This window comes from Rhodanobacter sp. UC4448_H15, assembly GCF_052978265.1.
The window spans coordinates 1695183-1712830 of record NZ_CM129665.1; the positions used below are offsets into that span (position 1 = coordinate 1695183).

Below are 17648 nucleotides of genomic sequence, written 5' to 3' on the forward strand. Positions count from 1 at the left end.
AATGATGAGGAAGCGCGGCCTAGGCTGATCGCTCCGGCACATCGGGATGCATGTCCATCGCGCCCGGCGTGGTGTGCACCAGCGGCACGAAGTTGTCGTCCGGCGTCACTTCGCGCTTGCGGCGCATGAAGCGGTACAGCGCGTAGCCGGCCAGCAGGCTGTCGAGCACCGCGAACCAGCCGAACAGGAGCGTCGGCCGCGTCAGGCTCATCAGCGTGCCCGCCAGCAGCGGCCCCACCGCCGAGCCGATGCCGTTGACCAGCAGCACCGTGCTCGATCCGGACAGCAGCTCGTCGCGGCGCAGATAGTCCACCAGGTGCGCCACCGCGATCGGGTACACCGCGAAGCTCATGCCGCCGAAGGCGAATACCAGCAGCATGGCGATGGTGTGGCCGGCGTTCGGCAACACCAGGTTGGCCAGCGCCGCCAATGCCGCGGTGGCGCTGATCAACGCCAGCGCCAGGCGCCGGTCGATGCGGTCGGACAACCGTCCCAGCGGCAGTTGCAGCACCACGCCACCGGCGATCGCCACGCTCATGTAGGTGCCGACTTCGGCCGCGCCGAGACCGCGCGCGGCCGCATACAACGGCAGCAGGCCCCAGAACGCGCCCAGCACCATGCCCGAGATCAGTGCGCTGACCAGCGCGGTCGGCACCAGCCGGAACATGCGCCCGACCTGGACGCGCGGCGCGGCATGGATGGACGGCTGCGGCTGCGGGGTCATCACCACCGGCAGGTTCGCCGCGCAGACCAGGATCGCCACCACGCAGAACAACACGAAGCCCTCGCCGCCGATGTGCAGGAACTGCTGCGCGATCGCGCTGGCACCGAGGTTCAGCATCATGTAGACGGCGAACACCGAACTGCGATGCTTCGGATCGGCGGCGGTGTTCAGCCAGCTCTCGATGATCGCGTACAGGCCCACCAGCAGCAGCCCCTGCAACACGCGCAGCACCAGCCATGCCGCGTAGGCCGAGGTCAGTGCCTGCACCAGCACCACCACCGCCAGCAGCGAGGTGCAGAAGGCGAAGGTGCGGATATGGCCGAAGCGATGCGTCAGCCGGGGCACGGTGTAGGTGCCGACCAGGAAACCGGTGTAATAGGCCGAGGTCAGCACGCCGATCATCGCCACGGAGAAGCCCAGCACCTCGCCCTGCAACGCGATATGCGTGTGCAGCAGGCCGACGCCCATCAACAGGAACACGGTGCTCGACAACAGCGGTGCGGTGGTGCGGATGCTGCTCAACATGCGAAAGACCCGGGAATGGCACGCGCCGCGCGACCGGCGGAGCCGGTGCGGCTTCGGCAGGGTAACCGGACGGGAAAGCGTTTGTCGCCGCCCGGCAGTGTGCGGGCCATGGCGTACGCACGGCGAAGCGTGGCCCGGAACAATCGACACGACGGCGTTGAACGCGTTGCGCCGCCCCGGTCCCGTCGACTTCCCAACCCCAGGAGCGGGCTCCTGCGAGGGCGTGGAATTCCGGGGGCCGTGGCGCCGACGACGACGGCCGCGCACCTTGGCCGGAATGACGGCACGACGAGACGGCGAGGGGTCTCTTCGCTATCAGTATCGTGCCGTCGTCAGCGGCGCATCGGCCCATTGCCATGCGGTCGCCTGCAGCTTCGAGGTTTCGCGCGCGGCGTCGACCTGACCGAGCTTTTGCTGGGCCTGCGCCAGGCCGAACAGCGACCAGCCGTTGAGCGGGTAGGTTTTCAGGTCCTGGTTGAATGCTTCCGCCGCGCCCGCGGCATTGCCGGTTTCGAGCAGCGCGGCGCCGAGGTAGGGGCGGACCGGGAGCGGCCAGTCGGCCGGTTCGTTGTAGGCCAGCGCATCCTCGGCGGCTGCCGCTTCGTGCAGCGCGGCGATGGCCTGCGCGTACTTGCCTTGTGCGCGCAGCAGTTCCCCGCGCAGCAGGGCGTCGGCCACGCGCAGCACGCCATCGGCGTGGTTGATGTCGAAGAAGCTTACTTTCGCCATTGCCGGATCGACGGCGATCGCATGCAGGGCGTCGGCTTCGCGAGCGGCTTCGATCAGGGTGCCCTTGCGCGTGTGTGCCATGCCGCGGGCGAAGTGACGGATCGCCGCGGGGTATGGCAGTTCCGGTGACGCGGCGGTGTCGGCAAGAATCGCGTCCCAGTCGCCGAAGCGGACTTGCGTGAGCAGAGGCGTGACCACGAATTGCTGCATGAACTCCATTGGCGCCGCGCCCATTGCGGCACGGTCGGCGCGCCGTGCAGTCTGCTCGGCCGCCTGCAGCGCCAGGGTGCGCGAGCCGGTCAGGCCTGTCGTCATCGTGGCGAAGTGCCAGTTGTGCGGCACGTAGCCCAGCGGATAGACGCCGTTGCTGCCGCGGCACATCGCCAGGAAATCCTTGTCGGCGGTGGTGGCGGCGAGGTTGGTCAGGGTCGCGTCGTGGTAGCGGCCGACGCGGATGTAGGTGTGTGCGGGCATGTGCACCAGGTGGCCCGAACCGGGCGCCAGCGCGGCCAGCGCGTCGGCGTGGGGTTCGGCGCGCTGTGGCTCGGGCGAGGATTCGGTGGCGTGGATGTAGTAGTGCATCGCGCCGATGTGGCGCGGGTTGCGCGCCAGCACGCGTTCCAGTTCGCCGAGCAGGCGCGGGGTGAACCGGGCCGGGGTGCCGTCCTTTTCCCAGTACGCCCAGGGCGAGAGATCCATCAACGCCTCCGCGTACAGGGTGGCGGCATCGTCGTCCTCGGGGAATTGCGCGACCACGCGCGCCATCGCTTCGGCATAGGCGCGGTCCAGCGGTGCGCGATCTTCCGGCGCCGGGTCGGCATAACGCAGTTGCAGTGCCTGGATCAGCGCGCGATCGACCGGACGTGCGGTGGCGGCCAGGCTGGCCGCGCGCGCGGCGAGGGCGGTGGCGTCCTTCGCGTGGGCCGGGTCCATCGGCAGGTTGATGTTCGGCCCCAGCACCAGCGCCTGGCCCCAGACGCACATCGCGCATTGCGGGTCCAGTCGCGCCGCCTCGGCGAAGTTGCGCCCGGCCGCCTCGTGGTTGAAGCCGTACGCCATGCGCAGGCCCTGGTCGAAATGGCGTTGCGCCAGGGGCACCGGGGTGGCCACGTCGTGGTGCAGGTCGCCGAAGGTATCGAACAGCGGCGGCGCAGCGGTTTCGCGCGCGGATGCGGCGTCGCCGGCCGCCCTCGGCGCGGGATTGCAGCCCGCCAGCAGGACTGCCAGCAGCGGCAGGAACAAGCATCGACGGATCATCGTGATTCTCCCATGGTCGGTTCGGAAACAGGGGGGAAGCAGCGGACAGAGTAGCCGAGGTTTGCGGAAATGGATGCCCGATTTTCTCAGGCCACGCACAGGCCGGTTCACCGCCCCTGCGGCCGATTGGACGTCCATCCATACCTTCCACGTTCGCATTGTCCCTGGCAGCTTTTTGGCTCTCCGGCCGGCTGTTGCGGTCCCATCCGGGAAAGCTCACCATGCGCGACGTGCGCGAGTGCCTTGTCGTACTCGACCGCATGAGTGTGCGATGGGGTAGTGAGGGGAAGTACCAGTTTTGGGGCAGGCACGAACGCCGCCGTTTGCCTGGATGTCCGGCTGGGACACCGGCGCCTGTGCCGTTGGACTCACCTGTGCTCTCGGCGCCGCGACCCACTCGGTGGCCGAGCCCGGTTGAGCCATCCGTTGTGGAAAGAACCAATCGGGGATGCCATGACCACGAATCACGCGCAGGCGCTTGACCTACCCACCAGTCCGAACCTCATGGCGGCCGTCGACCGCTGGATCTGGGTCTTCATGGCGGCATTCTTCATCGCCATCACGCTGACCGGATTCGTGCCGGACTCGCTGCAGAAAGTCGCCATGGTCCGGGCCGGGGCAAGGCCGCCGTTCCCGCCGGTACTGCATGTGCATGCCGTGTTGATGGGCTCGTTTCTGGTCCTGCTGCTCGTCCAGTCCTGGCTGATGGCGACCGGCCGGCGCCAGCGGCACATGCTGCTGGGGCGCTTGGCTTTCGTGCTGGTCCCGGCCATCATCGTCACCGGTTTCCTCCTGGTCCCGACGATTTACCGACAGGTCTGGAACGGGGCGCACGTCGCGCCGTCGCCGGTGCGTGAACAGCTCCAGCAGACGCTCCTTTTCCTCGACAACATCGCCTTGCTGCAGCTGCAGGCCGGCATCCTGTTTGCCGTTTTCATCTGGCTCGCCTTGCGTGCGCGACGCACCGATCCGGACTTCCACAAGCGGATGATGTTCCTGGCCATAGCCTTGCCGCTGCAGGCGGCGATCGATCGCATCGGCTGGTTGCCGTCGATCCATCCCGGTCCGTTCTCGACCGACCTCTACACGCTGCTTGCGGTGTCGCCGCTGTTCCTGTGGGACGTGGTCAGGCAGCGCCCGGTGCAGCGGGTCTATCTGATCTGGCTTGGCCTGTTCCTGCCGGTGGCTGTTGCCGTCAACCTGCTGTGGGACATGCCGGGCTGGCACGCGCTGGTGCCGAAGGTGCTGGCGCCCTGACGGAGGCCGGCGCGGTCGCGACGCATCGCGCGGGTAACATCTGAAGCGCGGGACGCTCGACGCGTGGTCCGCCGAGTCGTCCATTGCGTTTTCCTGTCCTCCGGAGGCATGCATGTCGCGAGTGTTGCTGTGCGGTGCCACCGGCTTGGTCGGACGCGAGGTGCTGCGGATGGCGCTGGATGATGCCGCCGTCACCCGGGTGGTGGCGCCGACGCGGCGGCCGCTGCCGGCGCATCCCAAACTGGTGAACCCCGTGGTCGACTTCGAGCAGCTGCCGGCCGATGCCGCGTGGTGGCAGGCCGATGCGGCGATCTGCACGTTGGGTACCACGCTGCGCGATGCCGGCTCGCCCGCGGCGTTCCGGCGGGTGGATTTCGATTACGTGCTGACGTTTGCGCGACTGGCGCGGGCCGGTGGCGCGCAGGCCTTCGCACTGACCTCGTCATGGGGTGCCGACGTGGCATCGCGCTACTTCTACCTGCGCATCAAGGGCGAGGTGGAGCAGGCGGTGCAGGCACTGGGTTATCCCTCGCTGACCGTGCTGCGGCCCTCGCTGATCGGCGGCGAGCGCGAGCGGCGGCGGCTGCGCGAGCAGCTCGGCATGCGTGTGCTGCAGGCGCTGGCGCCGATCGTGCCGCGACACTGGCGCATCGTCCCGGCGCCGCGAATCGCGCAGGCATTGCTGCAGTCGGCGCTGGCGATGACCCCCGGCTGCGCGGTGATTTCCCCGGAGCAGTTGCTGTCGCCGGCATGAAGCGGCGGGCGCCGGCCTACAGCGGATGCTGGCGATAGAACAGCTCGAGTTGCCGGTAGACCTCCGGCAAGTGCTCGCGCAGGTTGGCCGGAGCCTCGAAAAACTGCTCGCTGCACACGGCGAAGAACTCGGCCGGGTTTTCCAGCGCGTACGCGTCGATCGGCAGCTCGTCGCCGTTGTTGCGTGCCTGCTTGAGGCGATGCCATGCGTCAGAGAACACCTGCGACCACCGCCTGGCATCCATGCGCCGGTGCAGTGGCGGGAAGCCGTTCGCCTCGCCGTTGAGCATGTCGAGCTTGTGCGCCATCTCGTGGATGACCACGTTGTGGCCGGGCTTCTTTCCGCTGTCCAGCACTTCCGCCCACGACAGGATGACCGGACCGCGGCCCCACGCCTCGCCGGCCAGCAGGCTGTGGCCCTGGTGGACCACGCCGGCGGCGTCCACGTGCTGGCGCTGCGGCATGAATGCATCCGGGTAGACGATGATGCTGTGCCAGCCGTCGTACCAGTCCATGCCCAGTTTCAGGATGGGCATGCAGGCATGCGCCGCCAGCAACACGCGGTCGACGTCGCCCAGCGGCAAGCCTTCCACCGGCTCCAGCGATTTGCGTTCGAGGAACAGCGTGGCCAGCACGCGCAGCGCAGCCTGGTCCGACGCGCCCAGCCGGCGCGCGGCGGTGCAGCGTTGCAGCGCCTCGCGCCAGAGCGCTTCGGCGATCGGGCGCCGGGTGACGGTGCGCCGTGCGCGCCAGTTGCGGAAGATGTCGAACATGGCCACATGCTGGAGGGGGAGCTCCGGAACATCTGGGCCGTCGCGCCGTTACTCAAGCGGGCGGGCGATGCATAAGCACGGGCGGTGCGGCGATTCAGACCGGCGCGGGGTGCGCTTCCAGCGTGGCCTCGAACTCCGCCGGCGGCAGCGGGTGGCCGATCAGATAACCCTGGAACACGTCGCAGCCCTGGGTCAGCAGGAACTGCCGTTGCGCGATGGTTTCCACGCCTTCGGCGATCACTTCCAGGCCCAGGCCGCGGCCCATGCCGATGATGGTCTGCGCCACCATCGCGCCGTTGGCGTCCTCCGGCAGGCAGGCAACGAAGGACTGGTCGATCTTCAGCTGGTCCAGCGGCAGGCGCGAGAGATAGGTCAGCGAGGAATAGCCGGTGCCGAAGTCGTCCAGCGAGATGCGGATGCCTTGCGCACGCAGCGCGGTGAGCTTGACCGCCGCCTCGGCGAGGTCGTCCATGATCGTGGTTTCGGTGATTTCCAGTTTCAGCCGCGACGGATCGGCACCGGTGGCCGCCAGCGCCTGGCACACGCCGTCCACGAAGTGCGGCTGGGCGAACTGCCGCGCGCTGACGTTGATCGCCAGGGTCAGCGACTGCGTGGCCGGCCGGCTCGACCAGGCCACCAGCAACTCGCAGGCGCGCTGCAGCACCCAGTCGCCCAGCGGCAGGATCAGCCCGCTCTCCTCTGCCACCGGGATGAACACGGTGGGCGATATCGCCACGCCGCGGCGCGTCCAGCGCAGCAGCGCTTCGGCGCCGAGCACGCGGCCGTAGCGGTCGACCTGCGCCTGGAGGTTCAGTGCCATCGCGCCTTGGGCGATCGCGTCGCGCAGGTCGTGCACGAGGCCGTCGCGCTGCGCCAGTTCGGCCAGCATCTCCGGCTCGAAGCGGCATACCTGGTCGCGGCCGGCCGCCTTGGCGCTGTACATCGCCAGCTCCGCCTCGCGCAGCGCCGATTCGGGCGTGTCGTGGCCGGCCGCCAACTCGGACCAGCCGATGCTGGCGGTGATCGTCACCGGCGCGTCGCTGGCCAGCCGGAACGGCTCGTGCAGCGCCTCGCGCACGCACTCGGCGCACTCGCGGGCGCGCTGCGCGCGTTCGCTGCGGTTGCTCCGCTCGCACGGCAGGGCGAGCGCGAACGTGCCGCCGCCCAATCGCGCCAGTACGCAGCCGTCTTCCAGCAGCCGGCGCAGGCGCTGCGCGATCAGGGTCAGCAGGTGATCGCCGGCGGCGTGGCCGCGCAGATCGTTGACGCGCTTGAAGTGGTCCAGGTCGACCAGCAGCAGCAGCGCGCGAAAACCTTCGGCCTGACCCAGCAGGTGCTTGAGGTGGTTGCGCAGGAAATGCCGGTTCGGCAGATCGGTGAGCGGGTCGAAGAAGGTCATGTGGTCGACGCTGGCGTGGGCCTCGCGCTCGCTGGTCAGGTCGACCATGGTGCAGACGCGGTGGGTGACCTGGCCTTGCGCGTCGGCGACTGCCGAAGTGGCCGCGCGCACCACCCGCGGCTGGCCGTGCTTGACCTGGATCCAGCGCTCCTCCTGCCAGAAGCCGTCGGGGCCGAGCTGCTCGTGGTGCTCGTGCGCCGGCGCGTTGTCGTCGCGGCGCGCCCAGACCTGCGACGAGGGCTGCCCCCGCACCTCGTCCAGGCGATAGCCGGTGAGCCGGGTGAACGCCTGGTTGACGCGCTGGATGGTGCCGTGGGCGTCGGTCACCATCAGCGCCTCCTGGGTCTGGAAGGCCACCGCGGCCAGGCGCAGTTCGCTGTCGGCGCGTTTGCGCTCGGTGATGTCCTGCGCGTAGAGGATCGCGTAGAGCGCCGCGCCGTCCTCGTCGTGGATCACCGAGCAGTCCAGTTTCGCGGGAAAGCGACGCCCGTCGCGGGTGATCTGTTCGGTTTCCCAGACCAGGTGCGCGAGGCGGTCGGCCTGCGCCCATTGTTCGTGCTGGCGGGCAAGGACGTCGGGCGGGAACAGTGCGTCGACAGGCGTGCCGACCATTTCCTCGGGCGCGTAGCCGCGCTCGCTGGCGAACACCGGGTTGACCGCGGTCAGCAAGCGCGTGCGCGAGTCGCAGATGGCCACGCCGAAGGCGGCGTTCTGGAACGCGTGCGCCCACAATCGCAGTTGCGCCTCGCTGTGCAGGCGCCGGGTGACGTCGCGCGCCACGGTGAGCACGCCGTGGATCGCGCCGGTGGGATCGTGCAGCGGCACCTTGCTCAGTTCCAGTTGCCGGCTGTCGCCGTCCGGTGCCTCGTACGGCACGACCGCATTGCTCGGCTGTCCGTTCGACAGCACGCCCTGGCTCATCGAGCGCGATGCGGCGGCGAAGCGCGTGTTGCGCTCGTCGAAGGCGTCGAACGTCGTGCGGCCGAGCAGCGATTCGCTCGTGCGCCCGAACAGGCCGCAGGCGCGGTCGTTGCAATCGGTGAGCACGCCCTTGCCGTCGCTGACCCACATCGCGTCCGGGCTGGCGTCGAACAGGGCGCGCAGGTTGCGCTTCTGCGCGCGCAGCTCGCGGGTGCGCACGGCCACCGTGCGGCGCAGCGACCATACCCACAAGGCCAGCAACACGGCCAGCGCCAGTCCCACGATCAGCGCGATGCGCGCCGTCCGCGCGAAAGGTTGCGACATGGCGGGACGATCCAGCCAGCGCTCACGCAGGGCGGCGCGTTCGGCCGGCGTGATCATCGCCATGCCGCGCTCCACCGTCTGCAGCATCGCGCTGTTGCCCGCGCGCACGGCGCGGCGGGGCTGGCCGGTATAGAGGATGTAGGCGAGGTAGAACTTGTCCAGCGCGGCGTAGCGGTAGAGGTAGTAGTTGGCCGGGTTGGTGTCCATGCAGAACACGCCGATGTTGCCGCCGACCGCAGCCTGGATGATCTCCTTGTAATTGGTGTATTCGTGCAGGTCGGTGATGCCTTGACTTCGCATGTGTTCGGCGCAGGCGTCGCCGCGCTCCACCGCCACGGGAAAGCCGCGCAGGCCGGTGCTGTCGGCGATGCCGCGGATGCTGCGCGCCACGTAGATGCCCACGGCCTGCTTCGCGTACGGTGCGGAGAACTCGTACAGGGGCACGCGCTCCGGCGTGAGGTAGATCATGTCGATCACGTCGGCCTTGCCGGCCAGCAACTCCTTCTGCGCTTCGCTCCAGGCCATCGGCTCCAGCTCCACCTGGATGCCGGTGCGCTGCTGGAACAGCCGCCACATGTCGACTTCGTAGCCCTGCGGCTTGCCATTGCCGTCGAGGAACAGGAAGGGCGGATAGTTGTTGTCGGTGACCACGCGGATGCGCGCGGGGGTGGGCGACATGGCGGCGGACGTCGAGGCGCTCGGCGGCGGCGACGCGGCCACTGCCGCAAATGCCGCTGCCAGGCCACAGAACGCTCCTCCGATGCATGCCGTGCGCCATCGCTTCATGCAGATGCCTCTTGCGGTCGCGGTCCCCGTTGCGAAGTTCAACCATACCCCAATCGGCGCGGTCCGGCGCAGGCCGGCCCGGTTCGCCGCGGGGCATCTCTGCCTTGTAGCGGCGTCGCCGGGAATCTCTTGAACATGGCGCGCATGCCGTGCGCGTGAGTCGGCGGCTGTTCCGGCCTGGCGCCGAGGCCAGCCAGCCGGTGCCGAACCCGGCGGTGCGCCGCCTGGCCGCAGTCATCCGCCGCCGCATCGCCGGCAAGGGCCATCTGCTCGACGTCTCCCCGCAGCTTTGTTTCAATGCGTACCTGCATGCCGAGAGTGCGGCGACGGTGCCACGCCACGAAACGCTGTCGCAATTTGCGGCGCGACGGTGTTCTTCCGTGAGGACAGCTTCTGTCGAACGGAGGATGCACCCATGAACACGACATGCGCGATCGCCTTGCTGGCGCTTTCACTGGAACTGGCCCCGACCCCCGCCGCGGCCGCGCCGCCTGCTGTTGCTGCCGTGCAGCTCGCGCCCGGCGACCTGAAATGGATGCCGGCGCCGCCGGTGCTGCCCAAGGGTGTGCAACTGGCGGTGCTGAGCGGCAATCCGTTCGCGGAAGGGTTCACCACCTTGCGCCTGAAGATCCCGCCGCACACCGTACTCGCGCCGCACTGGCACCCGACCGCGGAGGGTTTCACCGTGCTGCAGGGAACCTTCCACATCGGCATGGGCGACCAGGTGGACAAGGCCGCGGCCAAGGCGCTGCCGGCGATGAGCTACGCGTCGCTGCCGGCGATGCACCACCACTACGCCTATACCGCGGACGAGGGCGTGGTCATCGACCTGAGTTTCTACGGGCCGTTCCAGATCCACTACGTGCATCCGGCCGACGATCCGTCGCGGGTGGCCGCGACGAAGCCCTGACGGCGGATCGTGCGGCGTCCTAGGTCCTAGATGCCTGCGTGGTACGGTCGGCCGGCCACGCAGTTGTCTACTTCCTGCTGGCTGATGTGCGCGTAGGGCCGCAGGTTCACCACCGCTTGCACCATCCGGTCCTGGCGCTGCACCACGTCAGCCAACGCAGCGCAGAATTCGGGCGAGTGGGACAGAGCGAGGCCTTGCTGCTCCAGTTTGTTCTCCATCTTGTCCAGGCGGCCGGTCATCATCGCGAACACGGTCCTGGCCATGACGTGCCGGGTCATGTGCGCGGCCTTGTCCAGCGAGAGATCCACCAGCGCGATCACCGCCTCGCGGTAGCGCAGCGCCTCGGCCTTCTGCGCAGCGGAGAGCGCCAGCGGATCGTTGCCGATCTTCACCGCGCCGGAGGCGTCGATGCTGGCGTCGGGATGGCCCTTGGCGTTCATGCCCAGCGGCTCGCGATGCACCTCGGCACGCGCCGATTCGATCTCGCGCGTGGCCACGCCCGAGCAGCCCGTGCCAAGCATGGCCACGAGGATGAGGAGGGCGCCAGCCAGGCGCGGTCGATTTGCCTGAAACATGCGGGATTCCCGGGGCGGTTACTGCAGCACTTTTTCCGCGTCGACGATGGCCACGCCCTGCATCTGGCCCAGCAGGCTGTCGAACCACGGCTTGTGGGTGGCGCCGACGATGCACAGCACGCGGGCACCGGGACGTTCGCGAAATGCCGCGCGCACGTTGGCCACCATGCGCAGGTTGCGCGTCTCCCAGCCGGCGACGTAGATGCGCGCCAGGTGGCCGGGCGACTCATCGCGCATCGCCGCGCCCATGTCGGCGTCGATCTGCCTGCGCAGGACCTCGGGCCGGTTGATGAAGCGGTACAGCGCGAGCATGTCGCCGCGACCGGTGAGTGTTTCCTGTTGTCTGCGATCGGCCGCCACTTCGCCCGCGCTGGCGGCCCAGGCATTGCGGATCGCGTTGGCGTAAGCGGGCACGTCGGGCACGTCCACGTTGTCGCCGGAGTGGTCGTCGACCGGATACACGCGTTGCAGGCCCAGCCGTGCGGCGAGGCGCGCGGCGATCTGCAGGTCCTCGCCGTTTCGCGTCTGCAGTTCGCGCAGGCGGGTGGCCAGCGCATCGTCCAGGCCATCACCGGCGTGTCGTTCGGCCTGTGGCAACTGCAGCCACTGGGTCAGCGCCGAGGCATCGTCGCCGCTGGCGAGAAACAGCGCGGCCAGGTGCCGGCGCTGCGCCGCGTGCGGCCGTGCCGGCCAGTGTGCGAGCGACTCCTTCACCGCGGCCACCGCAGCGGGAACGTCCAGGCCGGTGGCTTTCTTCGCCGCCGTGGTGTCGCTGCAATAAGTCGCGACGTCTTGCGCCGCGTAGAGCGCCGGGTTGCGTTTCATCATCGCGCAGCTTTCGCCGGGGATCGCCTCGACGGTGATGATGTCGGGCCTGAACGCGGCCAGCTTCGCCAGCACCGGCTGCAAGGTATCGGCCTTGAACCCGTCGGGCATCTGCGACAGATGCACGCTGCCCAGCACCAGCACCTGCGACGACGGACCGGTCATGCCCTGGTCCAGCCCGGGCAGGTCGACCTGCGCCAGCGCCGTGCCCGACCACAGCAGCGCCGCCAGCAGGCCACAGCTCGTCCATCGATTCGTCATGCGTCGCTCCGTGGCGGCAGGTGTGGGGAAGTATTGGCGCCGGGCCCGACCTCGCCGGCCATTGCATCGGCGCGACCGCGCGCCGCCGTCACGCCATGGTGCGGGCATGCACCGACACGGGCACGTGCGAAAAGTCACGAGGGATGTCGGGAGCGCCGCAGGAAAAAAAGCGAGGTGCGCGGCGTGGGTTCATTCCGCACGGCAGTGTGCAAATAGGAATGACGCCTGGTGGGTATCACCTGACCCGGGGGAACGCGGTAGCGGGTCATTCGCGCCCCGGTTCGCGGCGCGTGGACGTGCGGCGGCCGCGCTGCGGCGCGGTCGCGGTGCCGTTGCGTGCTGGCATGTCGCTTGCTGGACATGGCGTCGGGGGCGGGCGATCGGACTCCGGCGGCGGGCAGGCCGCCGGGTTCCGGTTGTCACAGCCGCCTTCGCCCGGGCAACCGGCAATCCAGCGCAGGAGGCTTCTTCATGGCCACGACTCGCAAGATCACAAGCAACGTCAACAGGGGCTCGGCCAAACTGTTCGCCCTCAAACCGCACGATCACGCCGGCATTGCCAAGGCGCTCGGCATGGCACGCAGCGATTACGAAGTGAAGTGGTGGTGGAAATACGGACAGCCGGCGATCGACCTGATCCAGGCACAACTGGAGGTCAACGCCAAGCAACTCGGCCCGGTGGTGAGCCAGCTGATGCGGCTGAACGGTCCGACGCTGCAGGTCAGCGCATCGTGCTTCCCCTACGGCATCCCGGTGCCGGAGTGGTTCCGGCTCGAAGTGAATATCCGCAACGCCGGTCGCTAGAGGCCGACTGATGCATCCAAGTGGCCGGGAGCCATCGCCCGGCCGCCGTTGCCTTGCCGCGAGAACGTCATGGGCCCGACCGGCGACGTCGTCAACGTCATCCAGATCCACCCCACGCTGCGCTGCAACCTGCGTTGCCGGCATTGCTACTCGACCTCCGGTCCGGAGCAGCGCGGCGAGCTGGACGTGGAGCTGCTCGAGCGATTCCTCGCCGACGCAGCGGGGGAGGGTTACAACGCGATCGGCATGTCCGGCGGCGAACCGCTGACCTGGAAGCCGCTGCCGCGCCTGCTGGCCTGCGCGCGGTCGCTGGGTTTCGCCACCTCGGTCACCAGCAACGGTTTGCTGCTCGATGCGCGGCGGCTGGCGCAACTGGCGCCGCATCTCGGGCTGCTGGCGATCAGCCTCGATGGCGTGCCGGAGAGCCACAACCGCATGCGCAACCGCGCGCATGCGTTCGAGCAGATGCGCGCCAAACTCGACCTGCTGCGCGCGGCCGGCGTGCCGTTCGGTTTCATCTTCACGCTGACCATGGACAACCTGCCGGAGCTGGATTGGGTCGCCGGCCTTGCCGCGACCGAGGGCGCGCGGTTGCTGCAGATCCATCCGCTGGAACAGGTCGGCCGCGCCCGCGAGTACGAGCTGCGTCCGCCGGACGACCTGGAGCTGGCGTACGGGTTTCTCGTAGTGGCGCGGCTGCAGCGGCAGTACCGGGAGCAGCTGACCTTGCAGTACGACGTGGCCGATCGCCAGCTGATCGCGCGCGAACCCTGCCGTGCCTTTGCCGGCCCGGCGGTGGCCGCGGACGTGGCCGCCGATGCGCGGCTGGCCGCGCTGGTCTCGCCGCTGGTGGTGCAGGAGGATGGCTGGGTGGTGCCGATCCAGCACGGCTTCGCCACCACCCATGCGATCGCGCGACTCGATCGCGGCCCGTTCCGCATGCAGGCTGCGCGCTGGAAGCGCGAACGCTATCCGCGCTTCCGCCATCTCGCCGAGCAGGTCTGGGCCGACATGCGCGACGCGCCGGAGCACCTGCCGTTCACCAACTGGTATGCCGCGATCACCACGGCCAGCGCGCATCGACCGGCGCGGCGGCCGCTGACGACGCCGGTGCGGTTGACGGCCTAGGCGAACCTTCGGGGGACGACATGCGCAGATGCATCACCATGGGGTTGATCGCGGGCCTTGCCTGCCTCGGCAGTGTCGATGCACTGGCGCAGCCGCCAGCGCAATCGCTGCAGCAGTTGCACAAGCACGAGGCATTGGTGCCGGTGGCGAAGGCGGCGAGCAGCGTCACGCATGTGTCTGCCCCGAGTGCGGAGCAACACGTGGCGTTGAGTGATGCGATGCTGCACGTAGTGGCGGGGCAGCCGCCGCTGCCGGCGTCGGCAACCACCACCAGGCCGGCCGCCGTACTCAGCCCGGCTGCCGCACGGGCGGCGCAGAAGTTCCATCTCGACCCGCTGGCCCTGAGCAGCGGCGAGGTGAAGGCGGTGTCCGGCAGCCATGTCGAAGTGGTCAATCCCGATACGGTTGCCGAACAGGCACGGCCGGGTTCGGTCTTCGTCACCCGCACCGGTACCGGCGCGACCCGGGTGGCGCTGTCGGCGCCGCTGCGCGCGGCGCTGCCGGCCGGGGCGCAGACATCCGCCGTGCGGCTGGGTTATGTGGTGAGCGCCACCACCGGGGCGGAGGCCAGCCCGGTGCGGCTGGCTGCGCTCATCGCCGACAACACCGGGCTGGTGCTGGACGCTGCGCATTCCGCCTGGCGCGGCGGCTTCTCGGTGGCGCTGTCCAATCTCGACGATCCCGCCGATCGGCGCCCGCTGAACACGCCGGTAACCGTGGCGATCACCGCGGCCGGTGCCTCCGACGTGACGCCCGCGCCGCTCAGCATCGCCGACGTCGGGCGCTGGCATGCGGTGCGCGTGACCGTGCCGGATTTCCCCGGCGATCGCTACCACGTGTCGGTCAGCGCCGACCCGCAGGATCGCGGCAACGCGATCGACCTGCCGGTGGTGAAACCCACCATCGAGGTGATCGCCGCCAATCCGCAGATCGCCGGCTGGGGCATCGGCCAGACCGCGATCACGCTGCGCGCCCGCGGCCTGGTCACGCCCGACGGCTATCCGGTGACGCTGCGCAACGAGCACGGCTCGCTCGACCCCACCTACGTGAAGCTCGACGCGCAGGGCGTGGCCACCGCGCGGCTGCGCTCTGATTCGGCCAGCTCCACCAGCGTGAGTGTCGCCGACGCCGGCGTGGTTTCCCAACCGGCCACCGTGGTGTTCACCGCGCCGTGGCTGTTCCTGGCCGCGGCTGTTGCCGGCGGTCTCCTCGGTGCGTTCATCCGCGGCAAGGGGCGCCGCCGAGCCTGGTACGCGTTGGCGATCGGCGTGGCGTCGGCGATCCTGATGACGCTGGCCTACGCAGTTGGCATCGACTGGGTCAGCCGCGCGCTGCCGTCGGCGCACCTGGCCACCTCCGGCGAGGCGGTGATCTTCGTGCTGGGCGCGATCGCCGCGCTGCTCGGCGTGGGCGTGCTGCTGCCGGCGGGTGGGGGAGGGAAGGACGCTTGATCGGGGGACGCAGACGGCGGCGATAATGACGGGACTCTCCTGTGCGAGGCGCCGCGATGTCCGTTCGATCCGACGAGGCCGCTGCGAGCCCGCTGCCGCGCATCACCGGGCGCAGCAGCTCCCACTACACCCGTCTGGCGCGCATGTTCGCGCTCGAGCTGGACGTGGCCTGCGAGTTTGCGCCGGTGTACGACCTGGCCTCGCTGGACGAGCGCAGCTACACGGGCAACCCCGCCCTCAAGTTGCCGGTGCTCAGTCATGGCGGGACAGTGGTTTTCGGGACCGAGAACATCTGCCGCACGCTGGCGGAGCTCGCCCCGCGCTCCGCCGTGATTCTCTGGCCCGAGAATCTGCGTGACGCGCCGGCGCGCAACGCGCAGGAGCTGGTCTGGCACGCGATGCAGGCCCAGGTGCAGCTCGGGTTCGGCACGCAGATCGCGGGGCTTTCGCCGGACAGCATCTACTTCGTCAAGGCGGCCACGGGCCTGCGCAACGCACTGGCGTGGCTTGACGAGCGGGCGCCCTCGATCATCGCCACCCTGCCGCCGCACGATCTGGGCATGCTGGAAGTGTCGCTGTTCTGCCTGCTCGAACACCTGGCCTTCCGCACTACCGTGCCACTCGCGCCGTATGTGCGACTCGGCGATTTCGCCCGCGTCTTCGGGCAGCGGGCTTCGGCGCGAAGCACGGCTTATCGGTTTGACACGCCCGCTCGGGATTGAAGCGGTCGGCCCCGGCGAAGCGCTGCACCGAGCCTGGCGACGTCAGCTCGCCTCCGCGCGCACCAGCCACACCTCGCCGCGGCGTGCGCGCGGCAGGCCGTTGAACAAGGCGAACCATGGTGCGAGCAGGCGCACGGTCCAGCCCAGCCGGCGGATGCGGCGGAACGGGCTGGAGACGGCGCGTTCGGCGCGGATGGTGAAGCCGGCTTCCTGCAGCGCCTTTTCCAGCACCCACGGGCTGAGCGGGGTGATGTGGCCCTGTTCGCGGTAGTCGATGTCGCGAAACCACTGGAACTGGCCCGTGCGCAGGAACAGCGCCTGCGAGACCGGGTTGGCGATGTTCGGCGTGGACAGCACCAGTTGCCCGCCGACCGGCAGCAGGGCGCGGATCTGCCGCAGCACCTCGCGGGGGTTTTCCAGGTGCTCGACGATTTCCAGCGCCATCACCGCGTCGAAGCCCTGCGGCCATTGCGCGGCGAATGCGCCGTTGAGGTCGGCCGCGACGAAGGGCACGTCGGTCGGCTTGAAGCTTTCGGGAAACAGGTCGCTGGCGGTGACGTGAAAACCCAGGTCGGTCAGCCGCAACGACATCGCGCCGCTGCCGGCCCCGAACTCCAGCACGCGCGCGCCCGCGCTCGCCGCGCCGACCAGCAGTTCGGTGGCCGCCTCATGCAATCCGGGGGCGGCGTAGATCGGCAGGCCCTTGTACTCGCGCATCGGCTGGCCCGCGAAGCCGGTGCGGAAGTTCTCGGCGCGCGCGCTGGCCTGGTCGACCACGGAGGGAGTGGGCATGGGCGTCGTGGTGGGCGGCTGGAGGGTTGAGGGGCGACGGTCACACGCGCCCGGTCACCGGGATCAGGGCGCCGGTGATGGCGGCGGACTGTTTCGACAGCAGGAACACGATCACGTCGGCCAGTTGCTCCGGTTTGACCCAGCGCGTGAAGTCGGCCTTCGGCATGTCGGCGCGGTTGGGCGGCGTGTCGAGGATGCTGGGCAGCAGCGCGTTGACGGTGATGTCGCGCTCCTTGAGCTCCTCGGCGAGCGATTCGGTGAAACGCATCACGCCGGACTTGGAGGCGGTATAGGCCGCCACGCCGGCGCCGGCCTTGAGCGCGGACGCGGCGCCGATGTTGATGATGCGTCCGCCGGCATGCAGGTGTTTCAGCGCGGCCTGGCTCGCCGCGACGGCGGTGCGCAGGTTGACCCGGTAGAGCAGGTCCCAGGTGTCCGCGTTGCCGTCGGCCACGCTCTCGTAGCGAAACATGCCGGCGATGTTGACCAGCGCGTCGAGCCCGCCCATGGCCTCGGCGGCAGTGTCCAGCGCGTTCGCCGCGGCGGCGGGATCGGCCAGGTCGACGCCGCCGATGCAGCTGGCCGCGCCGATGCCTGCGCTCGGTGCGGGGGCACGATCGATGGCGGCGACGCGGGCGCCGGCGGCCAGCGCCGCCTGCACCGTGGCGAGGCCCAGGGTGCCGAAACCGCCGGTGACGGCGACGCGCAGGTGGTCCAGTTGCATGGTGTTCT

Annotated in this window: 15 protein-coding genes; 7 read left to right on the top strand and 8 right to left on the bottom strand. The window is 69.3% G+C overall.

Annotation, left to right across the window (positions count from 1 at the left end):
• Positions 1 to 19: 19 nt before the first annotated feature.
• On the bottom strand, positions 20 to 1249 hold the full coding sequence (locus ACVCMI_RS07575; protein ID WP_447099285.1) for an MFS transporter: 1230 nt from the start codon (positions 1247 to 1249) through the stop codon (positions 20 to 22).
• 315 nt (positions 1250 to 1564) lie between these two features.
• Entirely contained in the window at positions 1565 to 3235 is a 1671-nt protein-coding gene (locus ACVCMI_RS07580; protein WP_447099284.1) for a tetratricopeptide repeat protein, read from the bottom strand.
• Positions 3236 to 3688: 453 nt separating this feature from the next.
• On the opposite strand from ACVCMI_RS07580, the gene ACVCMI_RS07585 reads away from it, so the two are divergent.
• Together ACVCMI_RS07585 and ACVCMI_RS07590 are read left to right on the top strand one after the other, a co-directional pair.
• A complete protein-coding gene (locus tag ACVCMI_RS07585; RefSeq protein WP_447099283.1) occupies positions 3689 to 4492 on the top strand; it encodes a hypothetical protein in 804 nt (267 codons plus the stop codon).
• A 112-nt stretch (positions 4493 to 4604) separates the two neighbouring features.
• Complete coding sequence (locus ACVCMI_RS07590; RefSeq protein WP_447099282.1) at positions 4605 to 5246, top strand: NAD-dependent dehydratase; 642 nt, start codon at positions 4605 to 4607, stop codon at positions 5244 to 5246.
• 16 nt (positions 5247 to 5262) lie between these two features.
• Here the strand turns inward: ACVCMI_RS07590 and ACVCMI_RS07595 are convergent, their stop codons facing one another.
• The gene (locus ACVCMI_RS07595; RefSeq protein WP_395117418.1) at positions 5263 to 6018 is read right to left on the bottom strand and encodes a M90 family metallopeptidase; all 756 of its coding nucleotides are present in this window, start codon (positions 6016 to 6018) and stop codon (positions 5263 to 5265) included.
• A gap of 94 nt (positions 6019 to 6112) precedes the next feature.
• Positions 6113 to 9340 (bottom strand): EAL domain-containing protein, encoded by a 3228-nt coding sequence (locus ACVCMI_RS07600; RefSeq protein ID WP_447099281.1) that lies wholly within the window; start codon positions 9338 to 9340, stop codon positions 6113 to 6115.
• A 523-nt stretch (positions 9341 to 9863) separates the two neighbouring features.
• Between ACVCMI_RS07600 and ACVCMI_RS07605 the strand changes: the two genes are divergently transcribed.
• The gene (locus tag ACVCMI_RS07605; protein ID WP_447099280.1) at positions 9864 to 10358 is read left to right on the top strand and encodes a cupin domain-containing protein; all 495 of its coding nucleotides are present in this window, start codon (positions 9864 to 9866) and stop codon (positions 10356 to 10358) included.
• A 26-nt stretch (positions 10359 to 10384) separates the two neighbouring features.
• Here ACVCMI_RS07605 and ACVCMI_RS07610 read toward each other — a convergent pair whose 3' ends face one another.
• Positions 10385 to 10933: a hypothetical protein gene (locus ACVCMI_RS07610; protein WP_395117426.1), complete on the bottom strand. Its 549-nt coding sequence runs from the start codon at positions 10931 to 10933 to the stop codon at positions 10385 to 10387.
• Positions 10934 to 10951: 18 nt separating this feature from the next.
• The gene (locus tag ACVCMI_RS07615; protein WP_447099279.1) at positions 10952 to 12019 is read right to left on the bottom strand and encodes a DUF5694 domain-containing protein; all 1068 of its coding nucleotides are present in this window, start codon (positions 12017 to 12019) and stop codon (positions 10952 to 10954) included.
• Between the two features lie 471 nt (positions 12020 to 12490).
• Between ACVCMI_RS07615 and ACVCMI_RS07620 the strand changes: the two genes are divergently transcribed.
• The 4 genes from ACVCMI_RS07620 (at position 12491) to ACVCMI_RS07635 (ending at position 16124) form a co-directional block, all read left to right on the top strand.
• Positions 12491 to 12823, top strand: a complete 333-nt coding sequence (locus tag ACVCMI_RS07620) for a hypothetical protein (RefSeq protein ID WP_447099278.1) — start codon at positions 12491 to 12493, stop codon at positions 12821 to 12823.
• A 69-nt stretch (positions 12824 to 12892) separates the two neighbouring features.
• On the top strand, positions 12893 to 13951 hold the full coding sequence (locus ACVCMI_RS07625) for a radical SAM protein (RefSeq protein WP_447099277.1): 1059 nt from the start codon (positions 12893 to 12895) through the stop codon (positions 13949 to 13951).
• Between the two features lie 20 nt (positions 13952 to 13971).
• A complete protein-coding gene (locus ACVCMI_RS07630; protein ID WP_447099276.1) occupies positions 13972 to 15402 on the top strand; it encodes a hypothetical protein in 1431 nt (476 codons plus the stop codon).
• Positions 15403 to 15458: 56 nt separating this feature from the next.
• Entirely contained in the window at positions 15459 to 16124 is a 666-nt protein-coding gene (locus ACVCMI_RS07635) for a glutathione S-transferase N-terminal domain-containing protein (protein WP_447099275.1), read from the top strand.
• 42 nt (positions 16125 to 16166) lie between these two features.
• Here ACVCMI_RS07635 and ACVCMI_RS07640 read toward each other — a convergent pair whose 3' ends face one another.
• Positions 16167 to 16916, bottom strand: a complete 750-nt coding sequence (locus ACVCMI_RS07640; protein ID WP_447099274.1) for a class I SAM-dependent methyltransferase — start codon at positions 16914 to 16916, stop codon at positions 16167 to 16169.
• A gap of 40 nt (positions 16917 to 16956) precedes the next feature.
• On the bottom strand, positions 16957 to 17640 hold the full coding sequence (locus ACVCMI_RS07645) for an SDR family NAD(P)-dependent oxidoreductase (protein WP_447099273.1): 684 nt from the start codon (positions 17638 to 17640) through the stop codon (positions 16957 to 16959).
• Positions 17641 to 17648: the final 8 nt, after the last annotated feature.